Source organism: Enterobacter cloacae complex sp. XAL002, from assembly GCF_049236805.1.
Lineage (GTDB): Bacteria > Pseudomonadota > Gammaproteobacteria > Enterobacterales > Enterobacteriaceae > Enterobacter > Enterobacter intestinihominis.
The window spans coordinates 1-18,068 of record NZ_JBMKJN010000008.1 but is presented as its reverse complement, the minus strand read 5'-3'; the positions used below and the strand labels follow the sequence as shown (position 1 = coordinate 18,068).

Below are 18,068 nucleotides of genomic sequence, written 5' to 3'. Positions count from 1 at the left end.
AATCAATCCACTGAAAAATAACTCTTTAATGTATCTTTTCTGACCAGGATAAAATAAATGTCCGGTCGTTCATGTTGCCTGCCCGCCCAATTTACCTGAATTGGATATTTTCGCAGGCGAAACTCTGCAATAGGCATCCTTGCGATGTCGGTAAAAGATGCGGAGGTGGTTATGCGTGCTGAATTTCAAAATTGGCTCACACTCTGGCGGTATTATCCAGATACTGCTGTTGTTTCAGATGACGGATTAATACCCTGCCCTCGGGCATAAATTCCGTGCCGTAGCGCACCAGCCCCACCCCCTTCAGCTCCGCATCAATGGCGTAGCGGAGTTCTCCGGGCTGAATCTGTTCCTGCATCACCACGTTAATCCGGCTCAGGCGCGGCTCATATTTCAGCAGCACGGCCGACAGTGTGGTAATCAGCTGGTGGGCGGTCCCGGGCATTCCCTGGAGGATTTTTGTCATATCCGGCAGGCCGTAGTCCGGCAGGTGGGTCAGCGTACCGGCGCGACAGTTGAGGATACGCTGCATGTTATCCAGCACCGACATAATCAGCTGGTTCTCCTCGCTTACGCTGTGCAGGTCAAGCCCGCCGGCGAAGTTGCCGTACAGCATGTCATACAGGGACGGACGCGGCATCATTCCCCCTCCAGCGGTTTCAGCGTCAGGCGGTTATTACTGACTTCAATAACCCGCGCCTTATCCGGGTCAAGGTCGTCACGGGTCAGGGTAATACGCCAGGTATCGTTTACCTGATCCGGTGCCATAAACATCCCCGCCACCGCCACAACCTGCGCGCTCTCTTCCATCGGCATATCCAGCGTCACCGATTCGCCAGGGCGCAGGCGAATATCCTTTTCCGCCACCAGGTCGGCTTTAACAGCCTGACTGTCACTGGCGAACAGTGACGGATAATCAGTACTGTCAAACGCGTTACGCTCTTTAAGCTGGTAAATACGCACCACCGTTGCCAGCGACGCCCCTTTCGCGTTGTTGTTCACCCCTTCGCGCGCCTGAATATCCAGATGCAGGGTTTTCACCTGTCTGTAAAAAATGGACTTCGTGACGGCGACGGTGCCGTCCGTCACTTTCTGCGTCAGCCCGCAGCCGGTTAACAGGGTCGCCAGCGTGAGAGCCAGAGTCTTACCAGCGGTAATCGCCATCTTCATCGTTCTTCCTTCGCTGAATGTTTTCCCGGACGCGCTGAAAGCGTCCCAGGTGAATGGTGATAATGTTGTTTCTGTTCTGTTGCGCATTAAGTGGACGCAGCACCGCCGTGCGCCCGACCTGCGCGGTCTGTTCCGCATTGCAGGACAGTCGCGCATCCGGCAGCAAATGTCGGGCAACGCATAACTGCATCCGTACATCCAGGTGCGCGCCCAGCCACACGTGTAGCAGCGCCATCAGGTCGGCATGCAGGTCACCGCCCGGCAGCCAGCCCCGGACCTCTTCAGGGTTGTCGGTGGAGAGACGCAGCAGCACCTGGCCGTTCACATCCGTGGCGTGCGTGCCCATCACCGGTCGGTGCTTCAGGCTGACCAGCTGGCATGTACTCATCGCAACCGGCTGCTTCAGCGGGATACGGCAGCGGTCGTGGTGGTACACCGTTGCGCGGGTATCCGGCGCCAGCAGCCGCACCAGAGCTGCCATCCCCTCCGCCGTCCGTCCCGGCAGCATCATTACCGGAAGCAGCGCCAGAAATCGCGACAGCGGCGTACCGGCTGTCTGAGCGCAGCCGGGTATCCCCAGCCCCGCCAGCCCCAGCAGGTATTGTGACGTGTTGTCAGCGCCTCCGGCTTGAAAGGTGGCCGGGTACGAATACTTTCGCCAGATGCGGTAATACTGGGTAATCACCCGGTGACTGAAAATATCCAGAAAATCCTGCGTCGCGTCGTGCCCTTCCCGTCGCTGAGCGATATCGTCGGTGTAGTGGGTCGGCAGCGGCGACTCCACGCCGTACAGCCCCATAAAGGTGACGCGCACCGACGGCGGCAGGTGCGGATGTTCCGGGTCTTCTGTACTGCGGATTTCACCGGCCGGAAACCCCATCCCCGGATGCGGGCGAAAACGCACCGGCTCCTGCCGCACCCGCCAGTCGCTGCCGGGCACCGGCATCTCCGGCTGGCTCTGTTCCAGCAGCTGGCAGAAGCGGTAAAAATTCATGTACGGCAGTTGGTGCCGTACCTGCGCCATCAGCCGGGCAGGCGCGGACTGTGATTCTCTTTCCAACGGATACATTTCCCTTCTGGCTGAACAATCAGCGTGAGCTGGTTAAACTGGTTCATATCGGCATACAGGGCAAAAAAACGGTTGAGCAGTTCGCCAAACAGATGGATATCGCCCTCTCCGGTAAATCCATTGCTGTCGAGCGTCACCTCCACGTCCAGCCCGCGCAGCAAAAAACCGTCCTCAAAGCGCTGAGTGCGATGGTGCCTGACATCCAGGATGGCATCGAGGCGACGGTTGTTCATCTCGTCGTCCCGCCAGTTATAGAGCGAGAGTGTGCCGCGCAGCACCTCAGCGCTGCTCATCATATTGAGAAACCGGGAGCCCAGATGGCTCATCACCCGCCAGTGGAAGCGATCCTCCGCAGGCGGGTATGCGGGCAGCGTCGGCTTGCACAGATTACGCACGGTGAGGGGCGAGTCATAGACCTGTTCACAGCGGTCCAGCAGCGTGCTCTGCAACGCCCGACGCGGTAACTGGCCGTTGGTGCCCGTGATGCGCAGCGAGACCGTTTCCCGCTCCAGCATCCGGTCAGCTTCCCACTGCTGGCCGCCCAGTATCAGCCAGGTATCGTGCATACCTGTTACGCCCCGCTTCACGCGGGTGTGGTAATACCGTTCCGGTGCGTGACGACGCATCATGCCGCCCTGATGGCGAAAACTGGCGAACGGCACATAGTGCGCTTCGCCGGTACGCCCGGAGCCGTTGACGCTGTCCACCGAGTAAATCTCGGTATGCCCGTCCTGAAGACGTTCCGGGCGCAGCAGATATTCACTCTCCAGCCCACTAATGGTCAGCGGGTCAGCTTCCAGGGTGAACAGGTTTATCACCGGCACGCAGTGCAGGCGCAGGCTGCTGTCTGTTACCGGTAAATCGCTCTGCCATACCTGGCTGAACACCACCTCGATATCGAAGTACGCCGTACCCCCCGGGAGGGTGATATTTTCCAGCCCGTTAAGATGGACGAACATAAACTTTTCGCGAAAGGTGAAATACTCCAGCAGCAACTGGTAACCGCTGAAGGCGCTGTCGCCCTTCGGCCACAGCCGGTCTTCCTCAGCAAAACCGCCCGGGGAGAAATAACCATCCAGTGCGATCCGCTCCGTCTGCCCCGGCAGGCGAATGTACAGCGCCGCCTGACGTTTTGTCAGCCAGAGGTGCAGGCTGCTGCCCGTCACCCTATCTTCGCCAAGATACAACGGCAGATGCCGGAGGTCAGTCTGCGGCCAGTCCGCCTGCGTACTACAGGCAAAACGCACCCGCAGGAGCGAACGCCCGTCAGGCTCCGTGGTCATAATGACCTTCTCCACCGCGAGCGGATTCAGCGTCAGATCCCGGGTGGTGCGGTAGCGGCAGACAGTGTTTTTAGGACCGACCGGGCGGGAGCTGATTTCCAGCCCGGCGGACAACGTTTCCGCCATTTTCATCGCCGGCACATCCGGCGACAGCACCACCACCGACAGGGACGGGATGGTACGCAGGTAGTGCGGCCACAGCATGCTCACCAGACTTTCGGTCAACTCCGGCAGGTCGTCATCTATCTTTTCGCGCAGACGTCCCATGGAGAAGGCGAAGCCCTCAAACAGCCGTTCAACATACGGGTCAGGTGTGCCCGCCTTGTCCAGGTCGAGCATTGCCGCCCGGTCGGGGTGCGTCTGCGCGAACTCTTTCGCCGCCTCGCGCAGGTAGCGCATTTCAGCGTCAAAATAACGCAGGGTTAAATCTTCCATAATTTTCCGGCTATTAATGTACAGGAGGATGGGTGATGAGCCCTAATACACGCAGTGATATTGGGAAAAATACAATATCCGCAACGGCCGTGAAGGGTGTTAACACGATGTTTGTTGCCAGTCGCAGAGGATGAAAGTGAGTTGAGTCTTCTGTAGAATAAAATTCCACATTATGTTTTTTAACCAATTTCTCGCTATTATTAAACAGACTGTCGTTCTTATCTCTGGGAATAATTACCCCTTCCAGGCGTATTTGCTTAACATACCTTCCACCCTCATTCCAGAACCCCGTTTTTTTAAGGTCATCAATATCCTGAGTGGTAAGGTTGCTGTCGCTTTCATTAACCTGCAGTACAAGCGCATCGGAAAAATGCATGACAAGGTCATTTCCATGCGGCATATCCAGTTTTAGCCTTAAACCATCAAATTTCTCATAACCGGTAACCAGCGTTACCTGTGTGGATAGTTTATCCAGCGCAAGTAACTCTTTTGCCCCTGTCGTTAATATATAGATGTTTTTTTCTCCCTTGAAAGCGACACCATCCCGAGGTATTTCTACCCTGACCTGTGTCTTTCCCTGAATAGCCGAAGCAGAGAGATTTTCATAATAAAACGCAGCTGTAACCTCGTCTGAAATCAAAGTACGTTCTTTTATCTTTGTGTCAGCAACACTGTTTCCCCCCAAAGAATTGCTGTACAGCCTGAAAGCTGAATAAATATAACCGACAATATTATTTTCATAATCAAATGCATGATTGTTGTATATCCCTGATAATAATTTTTTTGTTACGTTTGTTTAATTATCCGCACTACACGGTAGCTCTGGCAGCGTCAGTTGCAATCAGCCCCGCCAGCAGATGTTCCATCTCCGGATTCAGGCGTGCTTTATATGTATTATTACGTCCGGCCCTTCATACGGAGCAGCTTCAGGCGGTGGGCTTTGACCTCAAACAGCAGTTCTGGCGCCCACTGCGTGAGCGTGATAGCGCGGCCTGGCAGGCTGTAATCAGTGTATGAACGGATGCCATCAGTACGTTTCCGTGGGGTCGGGGTCATCAGCCAGGGGGTCAGCGGCAGGCTCGCTGACGGTGAATATCTGCAACGGCAGGTTGAAGTTTCGCAGCTTCAGCAGGGCCAGCGGGCCCTCTCCCGCCTCAGTGCGCAGGGTGTAGTTTAGCGGTCTGCCATCCTGCGCCTGCCACGTGAGACTGTAACTGCTGCCCGTGCCGGGGTAAGCGCTGACTGACGCCTTGTCCAGCAACCTTATCCATCCCCATGTCCCGGACATATCTGCATACTGCCGGGTGCCGGCCTGAGTGCTTATCCAGCTTAATGCCGCACCCGGCGCTTCGGTGTCCGCAGGCCAGTTAAAACGCTTCCAGGCAGGCATCTGGTTCATATAAGTCAGCTTCTGGCTGTCGATAACCAGCCGCGTCTCCATGATGCCATCCGCCGTTCCCGGGCGCAGTTCAAAGAACAATCCCGCCTCTCCACGTGTGAACACCACATCTGAAATATGGCTCAGGGTATCAACCGCCCTGAGGAAAGCCGGATTGAAAGTCAGCCCCTGGGCGTTGATGCTGTCCGGCACCCAGTGACGCCCCTCCCTGTGCAGCACGCCGTTAAGACGGGTCTGGAGAAAACGTGTGATACGTCCGGAATCAGCGTTGAGGTATCTGGCCAGCAACGGCAGGGAGACCTCGCTGCTGACATCCTTAAACGGATACCGCCCGCCAAAGGCGCTGTTCCAGTCATCCACCACGGCGGTCTGCCACAGCGCATTCAGGCTTTCAGCGGCGGGTTGCAGCACCTGCTGCCAGGCCTGCTCCATGGGCCGCACAAACATCGTCTGCCCGAAACCGCTCCATTCCTGCCCGAGCCCCGCTGCCACCAGACTGCCGTAGTCGCGGGTCTCGGTTAAGTCTACCGCCTTTCCCTGAAACACCGTCTGCGCCAGCGCCTGGGTCATGGCCTGCGGATCAGCGGCGTTGGTCACCTTCTGTAGCCGCAGGCGCACCTGGGTGACGCGGGTCAGAAACGTCTGTAGGCTCAGGTCGGTATTTCCGCCGCCTTTCTGCTGGCTGTTAATCAACGCCAGTGCCGGGCCGAAGGTCGCCTCCAGCGGACCGTGCGCGCCGCCGCTCTGGTCAATGGCCGGCTGTTTATCGCCACCGAGCAGGTTTTTTGCCGATTTCACCAGCGAATCGGATATCGCCTCGCCGGTCTCACCGGTACGCCCCTGGATATTCAGGGTGTTCATCAGTGCCACCAGCGGCGACTGGCGCACATCCGCCATCAGGGTGAGCTGGTCAATGGCGTCGGACAGGGTCACTGCCCGTTGCCAGCGCAGACTGTTGAGAAAATCGAGCCAGGCGGTACTGAAGTCGGCAAAATAACGGGCGGTGAGTCGCTGCTTCAGGGCTTCCGGCGAGGTCTGCTGCGTGGCGGGCTGTCTGCTGTCGCTCAGCACCCAGTCCATCTCCTCGCGACGTTCATTCACCACTTTATCAATGGCAGGCTGTACCGCCTCCTCCCACGCCTGACGGGTGAACATCCCCGGCACTACCTCATCGGTGCTGAACAGGCTTGCGGCGTCGGTGTCGCCGGTCATGTCCGTCAGGCGCATATCGGCATACTGGTTCGACACTTGTGAGAGCATTTTCTGATAGAGTGTGGATTCACTGTTTCGCACCCCCATCTGGCGAACCAGCAGCGTACGCGTCTGACTGACCAGCATATCGTCAGCATGTAAGCGCCACTGCGGGTGTGACACCAGGCTCGCGGCATAAAAAGCGTATAGTGCCGGGCCGCTGCCCTGCCAGAGACCGTTTGCCACACCAGCACGCCGTGGCCAGTCGCGCATCAGCGTGGCGGAAAACCAGGCCGCATCCATTTTCTCCGGCCGCGAGAGCATCAGGTAGAGCCTGAGCCGGTCGTAAACCGATTTTGCCATGCGCTCACGTAACGGACTGTCCGGTGGCAGCTGTACAAAGGCCTGGAGCTGTTGAGTGAGGTGTTCCGCCGCCGCATCGCGCAACAGCGGCAAGGCGCTTTCACTATAGCGCGGGAAGAGCGCCGCCAGCAGGGCATCGTTCTGGCTTAAGCCGCCGCGTACGTACCAGGGCACGCCGTGTTGTGCACGGTACTGTAAACGAGCAAGGGTTTTCTGGAGTTCAGACAGGGCGTGCAGACGCTTGCTCAGCGGCTGTTTCTCTGACACAGACTGCTGAACCTGCTCCTGCGCCGTCGTCACCAGGTCACGGTTGGCGACAAAGGAGACGGCCATGGATATGCCCCACAGCGCCATCAGCGCCGCCACGCCCACGCCCGCCATCTGCGTCCAGCTGATTCCGGGTTTACGCGGGCGCAGACCTGCCGGTAAGGCCTGTGTAGACGCCGGGATGGCGTCCCAGCAGTTGTCTTTGCCCCAGTGATGAGCAACACTGCGACCTGCCCCTGCTGAAGGCGGGCTGAACACCACGCCAGCCAGAGGCAGCGGGCGGTACGGGTTAAGCAATACTGATAAGGGTCCGGTCAGCGATTGCGGCTCGCGGATTAGCTGGTCAGCCAGGGTGAGTAAAAAATTCTGCTGTGGTTTGTCGCAAATCTGCTGAATACCCTGCGCGGTGAGGGGTGGGATCAGGTCGGTTAGCTGGCGGGCCAGTGCTTCAGGTTTACAGGCCGCTGACAGCTGGCACCCCACCGGCTGGGAAATCCGGCCCTGCAGCTCTCCGGCTCGCGGATGCAGCGACCAGACATACAGCGGCAGTTTCCAGCCCAACGCATCACAGCGCCCCTTCAGAGCGTGGGACAGGGCATCCATGGATTCTGGAGTCAGCGGCGCTGGCGACTCAGCATCTGAACCCGCGAAGCGGTCAAACGCAGAGGTCACCCACACCACGCCATCCACCGGGCGGTGGCGCAGTTTACGCAGCGCGGTAAGCCAGGCGGCGTCCGCCGGTGCTGCCAGGTCACCGCCCCACAACAGCAGCGTCCCCTGATCTTCCTGCCAGAGTTCCTGGGTGAGTTTTGGGGTGAGCTGTTCGACGTCGGCAACGCTGCCGGTGACTAGCAGGATGCGGAGTTTGCGGGGCCAGGCGCGGTCATAATTATGACGCAAATATAGACGCATATTTTTTAACGTTTCTCTGTATTTTTCCCTATCAACTAATTGTTTGTCTTCGTACCGAAGACTTTTACCTGACAATTCCCTCAGCCGCTGCAAAAAACTTATTGAGATCAACCAATTCCACAACCTGTGAAATAAATCGTCGCAGAGCAGAATTAAAATACAAATCCCTGCCACTGTCAGCGATGCTGTCAGTTTCTTCTCAGTGGTAAACTGATGAACAAAAACAAAAGGGTTTTCAGTCCAGATGAGAAATCCCCCCACAACCGCTATCAGCAGGATAATTAACCATGTACTGAGGCGCTTTTTCTTTTTCACATCACTATCCTTTGCGTAAGATTAAGCCGGACGGACAATTACCATTTGTGTGGTTTCATCACCAACCATCAGCCACTGGGTTTGCTCTGAAATCACCGCATGTTCGCAGGCGCAAATTAACGTGATATTTCCTACCGCCGCCCCTGGTCTGCCAAAAGTATCCTCCAGTACCATCTCTCCTTTTTTTTCAGACAAGAATGCCAATTTATCCATTGCAAGAAGAGCCGCAGTCAGTGCGCTACCTTTTACCTGAGCTCGCCAAAAGAACCAGGGCACCGCTGATGTTATTTTTCCCCAAAGTGCAACATCCGCTACAGCCTCTTCCGTTTTTGCGATCACCACCGGGCGATGTATCCACATTTGCGGCATTACACGATAACAAGTTAGCCATGCCGGAGAGGCCAGCAGCAGCGCTGATACGGACTCTGCCTCTTGGTCACGCGCTTGCAGAAATAAATTGATTTCAACAGAAAGAACAAGCGCCTCGTCCCTCCTGTCCAGCCAGCCATCAAGCCACATCAGCCCACTATTATCAGTACTGACAGTAATATCATTGACAGCATATGACGCTGGGAAAATCTTTCGCCAGATGGTGAGGATGTGCTCATTGTTCAGCACACCATCATGATGAATACGAACGAACAGGTTACCAGTAAACTGAACCAGTTCAGCGTGCAATTGCCCGATGACGCTTGCCAATATTGATTCCAGTCGAGTCTGGTAATTTGCTTCAGTGAATAAGGTTACTGATGGAAAAATTACTGATGCCGTTGTTAATGTCGACTGAATGGCTGGTGAATAGTGCGTCTGAAGTCCACTCCCGCCTTGTAAAAGCGCGACAGCAAGTTTATTTCTGGCAACTGGTGTGACGTAACTCATTCCAAGCACACCCACGGCCTTCTGTCCCAGTAAAATTTTTTCTTCATATTGTTTTTGATATAAGTGGTTCCACCATAGCACTCGATCTCGTTCATTTTCATAGCGGCGCAGCCGGATGATATACCCCATAATTCCAACGGATAAAGGCAGCATCAACGTACAAAACCAAAACCATTCAGACCGCGTAGAAAGGTGCTTAGGCCATAGAGCCAGCACTACTACCGCACCAGCAATCACACACAGAACAATCGTAAGCAGCCAACGGAATTTATCCGGAGCAACTGGCAAAGGTTCTTCTGCTGGGATTTTTTTTAGATCAACAGGCATAAATTAACGTTTTCCTGCATTTGGTAATGATGATATTAGTGAGCAACCACAACCGCAACGATGACCATGCAGAGCTATTGGCTTACCATTGATCTTTGAAGTTTCATCGCCTTCGATAATATATGTTTCACCATGTAGAGGGCAAAATACCTTATCCATAAGACAAGAGACTTCCAGGCCCATAAATTTCACACCAGAGCTACCTTCAAGCACAGTACCACCGTGTGTTGTTTTGTCATTGATACGAATAACACACTGCATATACGTCTCCATATAAACTAACACAACAATGAGCTACATCTTTGCATAGTAATCTTATAGCGGTGACTCATCGTAATCAGAGAGTTATGCCTTGCATTATCTGACCGGTTTCGGGCTGTTGACGACGCAACGAACCGTTTTGTCGCCTGGGAGATATCCCTCATTAGCAGGGTCTGAGTCGAAGCGGAATATCGTTGCGCCGCGTCTTGGTCCGGAGAAATCCTGTGAGCGGATAACTTTTGTGTAATTACCGTTACTATCTTTAAACACTGGTTTTTCAGGGCCCTGAGGGTCTTTTACTAGTGAGTATTTATAATAATCAGGATCATACCAGTCCTTTACCCACTCCCATCCATTACCGGCCATGTCATATATACCTAAGGGGTTTGGTGGATAAAGATCACCGGGCAACGGAGAGTAGAGTCCCAAAGACGTGCCCATTTTTTTTGCATATAGTTTGCTATCTTTTTCTGAAGCTACATTGCTTTTATCTCCTTCTCCAATTCGTATGGTCCCGTCATTGGTTGGAACAATTACAAATTGCCCACGACTACGCGCTGCATATTCCCATTGCGCTTCTGTTGGTAATGAGAAAGGTAAGTCAGTAATAGTAGACAGCCAGTGACAATATTTTTCCGCCTCATACCAGTCGACATGAGCAGGTGTATCGGGTGTCATATTTTTTTCCAGCCAGCGCTGTCCATTTCTGGTTTTCAAATCAACATTTCTTCCAGCTAAATTATTATAAGCCAAATAAAACTGGTACTCTTTGTTACTGGTTTTAAACTTACTTATCGAATAACTTGTCAGCTCGACTTTATGTAATGGTTTACTATGCTGATTTGCATCATAGGGTAAATGTTCCGGGCCGTATTTTTCGCCATAATCTCCCATCAGAAATTCACCACCCTGTACAAAGATTAGCTCGTCCTTAATCTCACCTACAAATTTAGAGAGTTCAACGCTGCTTTTTGGGGAGTGTGGCACCAACTGCTTTTGCTGGTCGCAAGAGATTAGTGACAAAACGGTAATCAGAATCCCCCCCGTTCTGTATAAAATCCTCATAACTGTTTCCTTATTTAACTTTAGTGTATAGTTCCGGTATTATCTGACCGGTTTCGGGCTGTTGACGACGCAACGAACCGTTTTGTCGCTCGGCAAGTGGCCTCTGTTTTTTGGATCTGAGAAATACCGGGTTATGGTAAGGCCTCGTCTGGGGCCGGAAAAATCCTGGGAGCGGACAACTTTTGTATAATTCCCGTTGTAATCTTTATAGACAGGATTGTCTGGCCCCTGTGGATCTTTCAGTGGTGAATGTTTGTAGTAATCCGGGTCATACCAGTCCTTCATCCATTCCCAGCCGTTACCGGCCATGTCATATATACCTAAGGGGTTAGGCGGACGCGCATCACGCGGCATTGGAGAAAGGATACCTAAACCGGAGCCTTGTTCTTGAGCGAATTTTTCGCGATCGTCTGAAGTGGTAATATTCACACCCTCGCGGTTCTTAATCTGTATAGTTCCATCATCAGTCGGTACTATAATAAACTGTCCTCTACTGCGTGCCGCAAATTCCCATTGTGCTTCGGTTGGAAGGGAAAAAGGTAAATTTGTAATTAACGATAGCCATTGGCAATATTGTTGAGCCTCATTCCAGTCTACATGCGCCGGAGTTTGTGGTGTCATATTTAATTTATCCCATTTTTTTAAATTAGGATTTTCTTTACTAACTGTTCTTCTATACTGATTGTTGTAGGTTAAATAAAACTGATACTGTTTATTACTGGTTTTAAACTTACTTATTGAATAACTTGTCAGCTCGACTTTATGTAATGGTTTACTATGCTGATTTGCATCATAGGGTAAATGTTCCGGGCCGTATTGTTCACCGTAATCGCCCATCAGGAATTCACCGCCCTCAACAAAAATTTGCTCGGACTTAATCTCATCCACAAATTTTGACAAGTCATTACTGTTCTTTTTCGCTGGCATGACCGAGGAATTCTGCTGGTCGCATGACATCAGTGGTGCAACTGTCAGCATCATTAAACCTATTTTCACTAATTTTTTCATCTTCGACCCCTTTAAACTTCAATAATATTGTTGTCACTTACAGGACTAAATATTCTGGATTTGGGATAGAATTCATTATCCATTCTGTATAGTTTGTAAAATTCCGTATTGTTCATAGCGAGCGCGTATCCCCAGGAAGGTGTGACCTTTAACCTCCGGTAGATCTTATCCATCTCATTATCTTTGTTGAGACCTTCTTGCAAAAACTCCTTCAGGTCATTCATTTTTCTTTGGGCAACCATGTATTTTAACGCTGAGTTCCCAGCGGCCAAATCACTCCCATCAGAGTTACAATGGCTAAATACCTGGAACCATTCACGTTGTGTTTGGATACAATCTAAGATAGTTAATATTGCTTCTTTGCGATCGTGATAAATATCCAACATAACACGATTATTCAAGTCAAAGTGGTCATTAAAACCATGGCGAGTTAACAAATAAATTAGAATACCTTTTGCCTCAGGTGTAATCCTTAACAAATACTTTGGATTCGATAAAATACTGCCAGCAATTTCATTTCTTTTTTTCGAATCTGCCATTCCATTTTCAAAGAATGTTACAATTTCATAGAAATCACTTTCAATCTTATCCAAAGTGTACTTGAGGTTTTGTAAATCCTTCTCTATCTTATTTTTTGCGTTTGTTAAAAGCAATATACTTAGCTTTGTAAACGCATCAAAGGCACGTTCGGAAATTACTTCAAAAAAAGAATAATCAAGGCCATATAACTGATAAACCAGCCAATATCCGAAATCATAAAGTTTATCGTAGTCAACTTCTGCTTCAAAAGAACCTTTGGCACCTGCGCCTAAACACAGACTGGCAGCGATACTGAAACAGAAGCGTCCATTAATGAAATCGCACTGAAATTTTCCCCCTGCACCAGCCCCAACCATTCCAACAAATGCTTCTGAAATTGAGCAAAAGTCGACAAATTTTGCAGCTTCTTTCGCATCATCGCCTTTTTTTCCCTGGTGCACCGTTAACTCGAGAGGTTGTAACCATTGAACGCCCCCTTTCATCTTGAATTCAGCACGCGCGCCGGCAAATATCTCTGCGCTTGCAGACGCGCCTTCTTCATTTTTTTCTCTTGCCTGATGAAACGCGGCACCTGTTGGAGAGTGTCGATCTCTGAAACGAGGCAGGCGCCCTTCGCGATCTCCCATTATAACCTGCTTTGTCCCAATGGTAGTAACCTGAAGTTGAGCTTCAACCTGGGCCGATGCTCCAGCAAAGCCGATAAGTGACGTCTCAAGATACATACGCCACATTCCCATATTGAGAACTTTAGTTTTTCCAGGAGGTGGCAGCATTTTCAAAGACCAGCCAATGCGATCGGGTATGTAAAATTTAGCACTGGCTGTACCCGATGCTACAGAAAGGACGGTGCTATGTTCACCTTTAATTGTTAATTTTCCTTTATAAGGGTCCCACTCTCCTGACGCACCAGTATTGGATGTAAAACGCAAAAATTGTGCACCAGCAGATACATCAATATTCTGACCAATTTCCTTTTCCAACACCACACTGCTGTTCCAGGAATCTGCCCAGTCACACAATGTCTTGTCTATTTTACCAATATCTTTGACTTCAAAAAATTTTATTCCTTTGCTTTTAGATTCTAGTTTTTTTAACTGTTCTTTAATTTTTTGCGTATTTATACTTTTAATATTGCCATTATTGTCACGTTCAAATATACTTTCTTTTCCAGTAGTACGATCTCGTCCTCGTAAACTTACCCGATGTATATCTCCAGTTCCAAAATTATCAATATACGATTTTTTTACATATACATAACGACTACCAATCCCGTTACGCCCTCCCTGATTTTTTTTAGTTTTTATCGGTATCAGTTCTGTTACCTCTTTATAACCAGCCCCTTTAGATTCAAAATCTCCTAGCGTTTTCTGTAAATCCTTTTTCTTATCTGCTAATTTTTGTTCTGCTTCTGATACCTTAGCTTCAAGCGAAGTGAGTTCAGCGGCTCTGTCGGGATGCGAAAGAACTTTTCCATAGGCTTCAATTGCCGCCGAATATATTTCATTTGCTTTATGAACTTCATCCACCAGCATCATAAGATTTCTGGCGTGATCATCCAGAGCTGATGCTATTTTCTCGTTAAGAAGAATTAGCTCTTCATTTTCGGTACTAAAATAAATCAATGTTGATTCGTGATGTGCTACAACTGAACTTCCTTCTTTTTTATTCAGTGTCCCTTCAGCAACCGGAGTGTCATGTTCACTCATAAAAATCACCTCCTTGTTTACTCAAAAAACAATTTAATGGATTTAGGATCTACTCCGTAATGGCATTGTGTATAACCATTTTCGTCAGTCATACCTCTAAGCGTCACGCCATCCGCAGTTTCTATGCGATAAGGTATTAAAGCTTTAGGTTGATTGGTATTTTTATCTAATACCTGAAAACGTTCATTCATGGGATATTTGAATTGAGGGTCCTCTACCGTCATGGGTTTTAACGCCTTTTCGAGTGAAGATACCCCTCCCCATAAAATATTGGCGCTTTTAAGATCGATTTTCCCTGGAGCACCAATTTCTACAGAACCATTTTTTATTTTTATATATGCCCCGCCGGTACTGGTTAATGTTATACCCTGTGCAGCGTTCAATATTATTTCACTATTAACACTATTGAGAGTCATCGTTTTATCAGACTGAAGGCGCATTGCATCTGTTTGCGCTTGTATATCTACAATACCTCTTGCTGCAAATATTTTAATGCCCATCTTTTGTGCAAACAAGCTTATAGCTTCGCCTGCTGCGACCGTCAATTTTTTGAAAATGCTCATATCAATATTTTCACCAGCCGTAGCCGTCAATGTGTGCCCGGACGACAGTTGAATATTTCTGGGTGTTGTTAATGCGATTCCTGCTGGCGCTGATGCCAGTATTCCCGCTTCTTTTAACTGATTCAGGGCCAGACTAAGTTTTTGTTGTGACGAACGATCGGCATCAAGAGCACCAGACACAGCGACACTTTGCGCTAATGCAGTGACCAATTCTAAAGCGCTTTGTAATTGCGCAATAGCCGCGTTCATATCAAGAGTTTTGCCCTGGGCACTTGGTTGAACATCCCCACTGATAAAAATTCCCTTGCCACCACGTATCGCCCCCCATTTATCTGTGCGCAGTTCAAATCCTTCCCCTCGCAATTCACGGCTGGCATCCACATTGTGTCCCAGATTCAGCTGCGTCTTACCGCCATACTCGGTACTGATCTTGATATGCTCCTCACCGCGCTTGTCTTCCATTCGCAGCTTGTTGTTCGTCGGCGTGCGGATCACATTCCGGGTGCTGTTCTTCTCCGTTACATGGTCAACATGTCGTGAGTCATGCAGCGCATGGGCGATATAGGGACGGTCGGGGTCGCCTTCATGGAATGCTATCGCCACTTCCGTTCCCTGAATGAGCGGGAAGTGAAAGCCGTACACATCACCACCGTAGGGTTTGGCGAGGCGTACCGGCATGCTCTCCTGGCCCTGACCTTTCTCGTCACGATCGGCGTCAAATTTCACCCGGTACAGCCCGGATGCATCCTGCCAGGCGTAGATATCGTTGGCTTTTGCGCTGGTGATACGCGCCGTCATCGTCCCGGTCACCTTCGGGCGCGGCAGCGGTGCCGGACGCCAGCACACCGTTTCGCTGTACGGCACGCCCAAAATATCCACCAGAAGGGCGCTCTTGCGACTGGCAGTAAAATGCGTGCTGATAACCAGCACCGGTTCCTGTAAGACAGCAGGCAGGGTGGGTGGCAGGCCGTCGGTAATATTCAGCACCTGAGCAGGTGCCAGCCACGCCGCAGTGCTGTAGCCTGTGATTTGCGTCTGGTTTGCCAGAAAACGCTCGTGGTCCAGGCGGGCGTAAAAGTTAGCCGTTTCTGCCGTGGGGTCTATTTTGTCGCCGCGCGCCAGATGGCGCAGCCGGTAATGGTAGACATCACCATAGGTCACCCCTTCACCGTCTCCCCGGGTCATATCCGCCGGTGCCGACTGCAGTATGCTCTGTGCGTCACGGTGGTTGTAATCTTTCGTGGTGACGCTAGCTTCCACCACGTTATGGGTGATGTTCAGGCCCCACACCGAGTCAGCGCCGCTGTCGCTCATCCCGGACGGACTGTTGACTGGCAGGGTTTTACCAAATACCAGCGCCCGCTGCGCATCGGTAAAATGCACCACTTCTGTCTGCGCGTCTTCCTGGAGGGTAAACCAGTAAAATATCCCCACCTCCGCCAGCAGGCGCTGAATAAACGCCAGGTCACTTTCCTGATACTGGTTTATCTGCTCGCGCTTCGGGTAGCTCTGCTTGAGGTTAAATTCATATTCCCAGCCATGCAGGTTATGCTCCTGTAACACCTGTTCGACTACTTCGGGTACTGACTTATTGACAAAGAAACGGTGACTGCGGTGCTGCTTATCCAGCAAAAACAGGAATGGCTTAAGCGTGATCAGGTACTGTGTCTGGTCGGCAGAGCCGGAAATGCGTCTGAAATGAGTAATGACACCGTGCACTTTTTTCTTTTCAGTCGGGCTCTCCAGTAACCCGCCCCCCATCGTCAGGGTTGCGGGTTTACACAAAAACCAGGCAGCATCAAGATGTTTGTCCGTACTCGTAAAAATGATGTCATACCTGTAAATTCTGCTCAGGCCTTCAATACCGCTGAAGTCTTCCACATCAAGTGGAGAAGGACAGGAAGGAATATCCAGCCTGTAGCGGTTCAGGGTTCCCGCCCCGGATAAAACGTTTTGCAAAGAGTCAGTGAGATTCATAATTTTTCACTCCATGAACGGTTCTAAAAGGCGATCTGCAGGAACCCTCACGTTCGCCTTGATCAGGCTGAACATCACTGTTGTCCAGCTCGCCGTACGGTCTTACTGCCTCCATGTCATTAAGCGGAATGTCGAAAATACACTCGCCGACAATCTCTACCCCGGCGACCATTTTGCGCGGCGTATCCTTATCGCGCTCAGAGTGCAGAACGTATCTGACAATGAACTGGCCTTTATCAGGAAAATGATGAAATGAAGGTGGGATACATAGCTGGCCGTTCACAATACGAAGTGTGGGATCAAACGTAATTTGCCGCTCCCTGAACCGGGTTCCTCTTGGAATGATGGAAATACTGACTGGCTGGTAGTCCTCTGGCTCCGGAACGCTGAAACACACATTGTCGCCTCTTGTGCTGACCGTTGTTATTTCATCAGGCTGAATGTAATCCCCGTGGCCGGGGCAACCGGTCAGTACCGTCAGGCTGAGCAAAAAAGCATGCCTGTGGCGAAAGGTCATTGCTTTCACCATGGGAACCCCCGCAGCGTGCTGGTATACAGGTGGTGGATAACGGGCTCAGAAATGTTGCCGTCAAGCGTGACATCACCTGCTTTTCTCAGATCACACCATGTCTCGTATCCTTCAACCTGCAACGTAAAATGGTCAGCAATAATTTGTGCCTGCTGTTCCATGGGATATTCACTTAACAGACGTCCATCCAGGACATAACGGTAACTCACCGCCCAGCTGAACAGCCCCCGCCCGATGATGTTCATTCCTTTTTCACGCTGCCAGACATGTGCCATTTCGTGAATAAAAAGATGTTGCAGAAAAGGTAAAGTCGACGCGTAATCATCCCTGTACCAGTGACGAAAATAAATCTCACCGTTCGGGGACATCGCCGTATTTTTATTCTGGAGGCCAAACGGCAGATAACTGTCATAATGGATCCAAACCTTATGGTAAGGGATCGTCGATTTGTAGACCGACTTCGCCAGAACAATCTCTCCTGAAGTCATTAACCGCAGCGAACCTTCCTTTACTTCTTTTTGATCCGCATTTTTTTTATCGTGGATGGTCATCACTCATCCTCCTGCCGCAGCTCAATCATTACCCCCTCTTCCTCATCCCAGCCCAGCCCAGCCCAGCGTCAGGGTATGCGGCTTCTGCCCCGCCGCCATATGGCTCAGCAGCTGCTGGCTCAGGACCGGCAGAATCTGCTGGTTCAGCAGCCAGTGCTCGGGCAGGATTTCCGCATGGGCGCGGGTCTGGCACAGGGATGCGGCCCCTTCCATCGCGCGGGCACAGTAAGGGTTAAGACGGCGTAACAGGATGGCTGG

General features: G+C 51.1%; 14 protein-coding genes and 2 pseudogenes. All 16 read right to left on the bottom strand.

All coding sequences use genetic code 11. The annotated features are described in order from the left end of the window. Positions 1 to 196 precede the first annotated feature (196 nt). Entirely contained in the window at positions 197 to 640 is a 444-nt protein-coding gene (tssE, locus tag ACOT0L_RS09465; protein ID WP_038417027.1) for a type VI secretion system baseplate subunit TssE, read from the bottom strand. Next, positions 640 to 1,164: a type VI secretion system lipoprotein TssJ gene (gene tssJ, locus ACOT0L_RS09460; protein WP_185817711.1), complete on the bottom strand. Its 525-nt coding sequence runs from the start codon at positions 1,162 to 1,164 to the stop codon at positions 640 to 642. Before tssJ ends, tssE begins: the two co-directional genes overlap by 1 nt. Then, positions 1,145 to 2,239 (bottom strand): type VI secretion system baseplate subunit TssG, encoded by a 1,095-nt coding sequence (tssG, locus tag ACOT0L_RS09455; RefSeq protein WP_126503425.1) that lies wholly within the window; start codon positions 2,237 to 2,239, stop codon positions 1,145 to 1,147. The genes tssJ and tssG overlap by 20 nt, the downstream gene beginning before the upstream one ends. Next, positions 2,194 to 3,957: a type VI secretion system baseplate subunit TssF gene (gene tssF / locus ACOT0L_RS09450; protein ID WP_126503427.1), complete on the bottom strand. Its 1,764-nt coding sequence runs from the start codon at positions 3,955 to 3,957 to the stop codon at positions 2,194 to 2,196. Before tssF ends, tssG begins: the two co-directional genes overlap by 46 nt. Positions 3,958 to 3,970: 13 nt before the next feature. Continuing rightward, complete coding sequence (locus ACOT0L_RS09445) at positions 3,971 to 4,597, bottom strand: hypothetical protein (protein ID WP_126503429.1); 627 nt, start codon at positions 4,595 to 4,597, stop codon at positions 3,971 to 3,973. A gap of 169 nt (positions 4,598 to 4,766) precedes the next feature. Next, positions 4,767 to 4,947 (bottom strand): annotated as a pseudogene (locus ACOT0L_RS09440) (type VI secretion system protein TssA); the annotation flags it as partial. A 37-nt stretch (positions 4,948 to 4,984) separates the two neighbouring features. Further along, positions 4,985 to 8,404 (bottom strand): ImcF-related family protein, encoded by a 3,420-nt coding sequence (locus tag ACOT0L_RS09435; protein WP_260473320.1) that lies wholly within the window; start codon positions 8,402 to 8,404, stop codon positions 4,985 to 4,987. Positions 8,405 to 8,425: 21 nt separating this feature from the next. Then, on the bottom strand, positions 8,426 to 9,610 hold the full coding sequence (locus ACOT0L_RS09430) for a hypothetical protein (protein ID WP_063256088.1): 1,185 nt from the start codon (positions 9,608 to 9,610) through the stop codon (positions 8,426 to 8,428). A 3-nt stretch (positions 9,611 to 9,613) separates the two neighbouring features. Then, a complete protein-coding gene (locus ACOT0L_RS09425; RefSeq protein ID WP_071881488.1) occupies positions 9,614 to 9,871 on the bottom strand; it encodes a PAAR domain-containing protein in 258 nt (85 codons plus the stop codon). 96 nt (positions 9,872 to 9,967) lie between these two features. Beyond that, a complete protein-coding gene (locus ACOT0L_RS09420; protein WP_126503433.1) occupies positions 9,968 to 10,936 on the bottom strand; it encodes a formylglycine-generating enzyme family protein in 969 nt (322 codons plus the stop codon). A 39-nt stretch (positions 10,937 to 10,975) separates the two neighbouring features. Further along, entirely contained in the window at positions 10,976 to 11,944 is a 969-nt protein-coding gene (locus ACOT0L_RS09415; protein ID WP_249039534.1) for a formylglycine-generating enzyme family protein, read from the bottom strand. Positions 11,945 to 11,955: 11 nt separating this feature from the next. Continuing rightward, positions 11,956 to 14,190, bottom strand: coding sequence for an ATPase (locus tag ACOT0L_RS09410; RefSeq protein ID WP_126503435.1), 2,235 nt, complete (start codon positions 14,188 to 14,190; stop codon positions 11,956 to 11,958). Between the two features lie 17 nt (positions 14,191 to 14,207). Continuing rightward, positions 14,208 to 16,730, bottom strand: coding sequence for a type VI secretion system Vgr family protein (locus tag ACOT0L_RS09405; RefSeq protein ID WP_126503437.1), 2,523 nt, complete (start codon positions 16,728 to 16,730; stop codon positions 14,208 to 14,210). Beyond that, complete coding sequence (locus ACOT0L_RS09400) at positions 16,717 to 17,259, bottom strand: putative T6SS immunity periplasmic lipoprotein (protein WP_126503439.1); 543 nt, start codon at positions 17,257 to 17,259, stop codon at positions 16,717 to 16,719. The genes ACOT0L_RS09405 and ACOT0L_RS09400 overlap by 14 nt, the downstream gene beginning before the upstream one ends. After that, positions 17,253 to 17,810 (bottom strand): type IV secretion protein Rhs, encoded by a 558-nt coding sequence (locus ACOT0L_RS09395; protein WP_126503443.1) that lies wholly within the window; start codon positions 17,808 to 17,810, stop codon positions 17,253 to 17,255. Before ACOT0L_RS09395 ends, ACOT0L_RS09400 begins: the two co-directional genes overlap by 7 nt. 42 nt (positions 17,811 to 17,852) lie before the next feature. Next, positions 17,853 to 18,068: pseudogene (locus ACOT0L_RS09390) on the bottom strand (hypothetical protein); the annotation flags it as partial.

Coding starts and splice junctions, on each gene's coding strand:
- ACOT0L_RS09420 (WP_126503433.1), bottom strand. CDS start 10,936: ATGAGGATTTTATACAGAACGGGGGGGATTCTGATTACCGTTTTGTCA.
- ACOT0L_RS09395 (WP_126503443.1), bottom strand. CDS start 17,810: ATGACCATCCACGATAAAAAAAATGCGGATCAAAAAGAAGTAAAGGAA.
- tssE (WP_038417027.1), bottom strand. CDS start 640: ATGCCGCGTCCGTCCCTGTATGACATGCTGTACGGCAACTTCGCCGGC.
- ACOT0L_RS09415 (WP_249039534.1), bottom strand. CDS start 11,944: ATGAAAAAATTAGTGAAAATAGGTTTAATGATGCTGACAGTTGCACCA.
- ACOT0L_RS09410 (WP_126503435.1), bottom strand. CDS start 14,190: ATGAGTGAACATGACACTCCGGTTGCTGAAGGGACACTGAATAAAAAA.
- tssF (WP_126503427.1), bottom strand. CDS start 3,957: ATGGAAGATTTAACCCTGCGTTATTTTGACGCTGAAATGCGCTACCTG.
- ACOT0L_RS09405 (WP_126503437.1), bottom strand. CDS start 16,730: ATGAATCTCACTGACTCTTTGCAAAACGTTTTATCCGGGGCGGGAACC.
- tssJ (WP_185817711.1), bottom strand. CDS start 1,164: ATGGCGATTACCGCTGGTAAGACTCTGGCTCTCACGCTGGCGACCCTG.
- ACOT0L_RS09425 (WP_071881488.1), bottom strand. CDS start 9,871: ATGCAGTGTGTTATTCGTATCAATGACAAAACAACACACGGTGGTACT.
- ACOT0L_RS09400 (WP_126503439.1), bottom strand. CDS start 17,259: ATGGTGAAAGCAATGACCTTTCGCCACAGGCATGCTTTTTTGCTCAGC.
- tssG (WP_126503425.1), bottom strand. CDS start 2,239: ATGTATCCGTTGGAAAGAGAATCACAGTCCGCGCCTGCCCGGCTGATG.
- ACOT0L_RS09430 (WP_063256088.1), bottom strand. CDS start 9,610: ATGCCTGTTGATCTAAAAAAAATCCCAGCAGAAGAACCTTTGCCAGTT.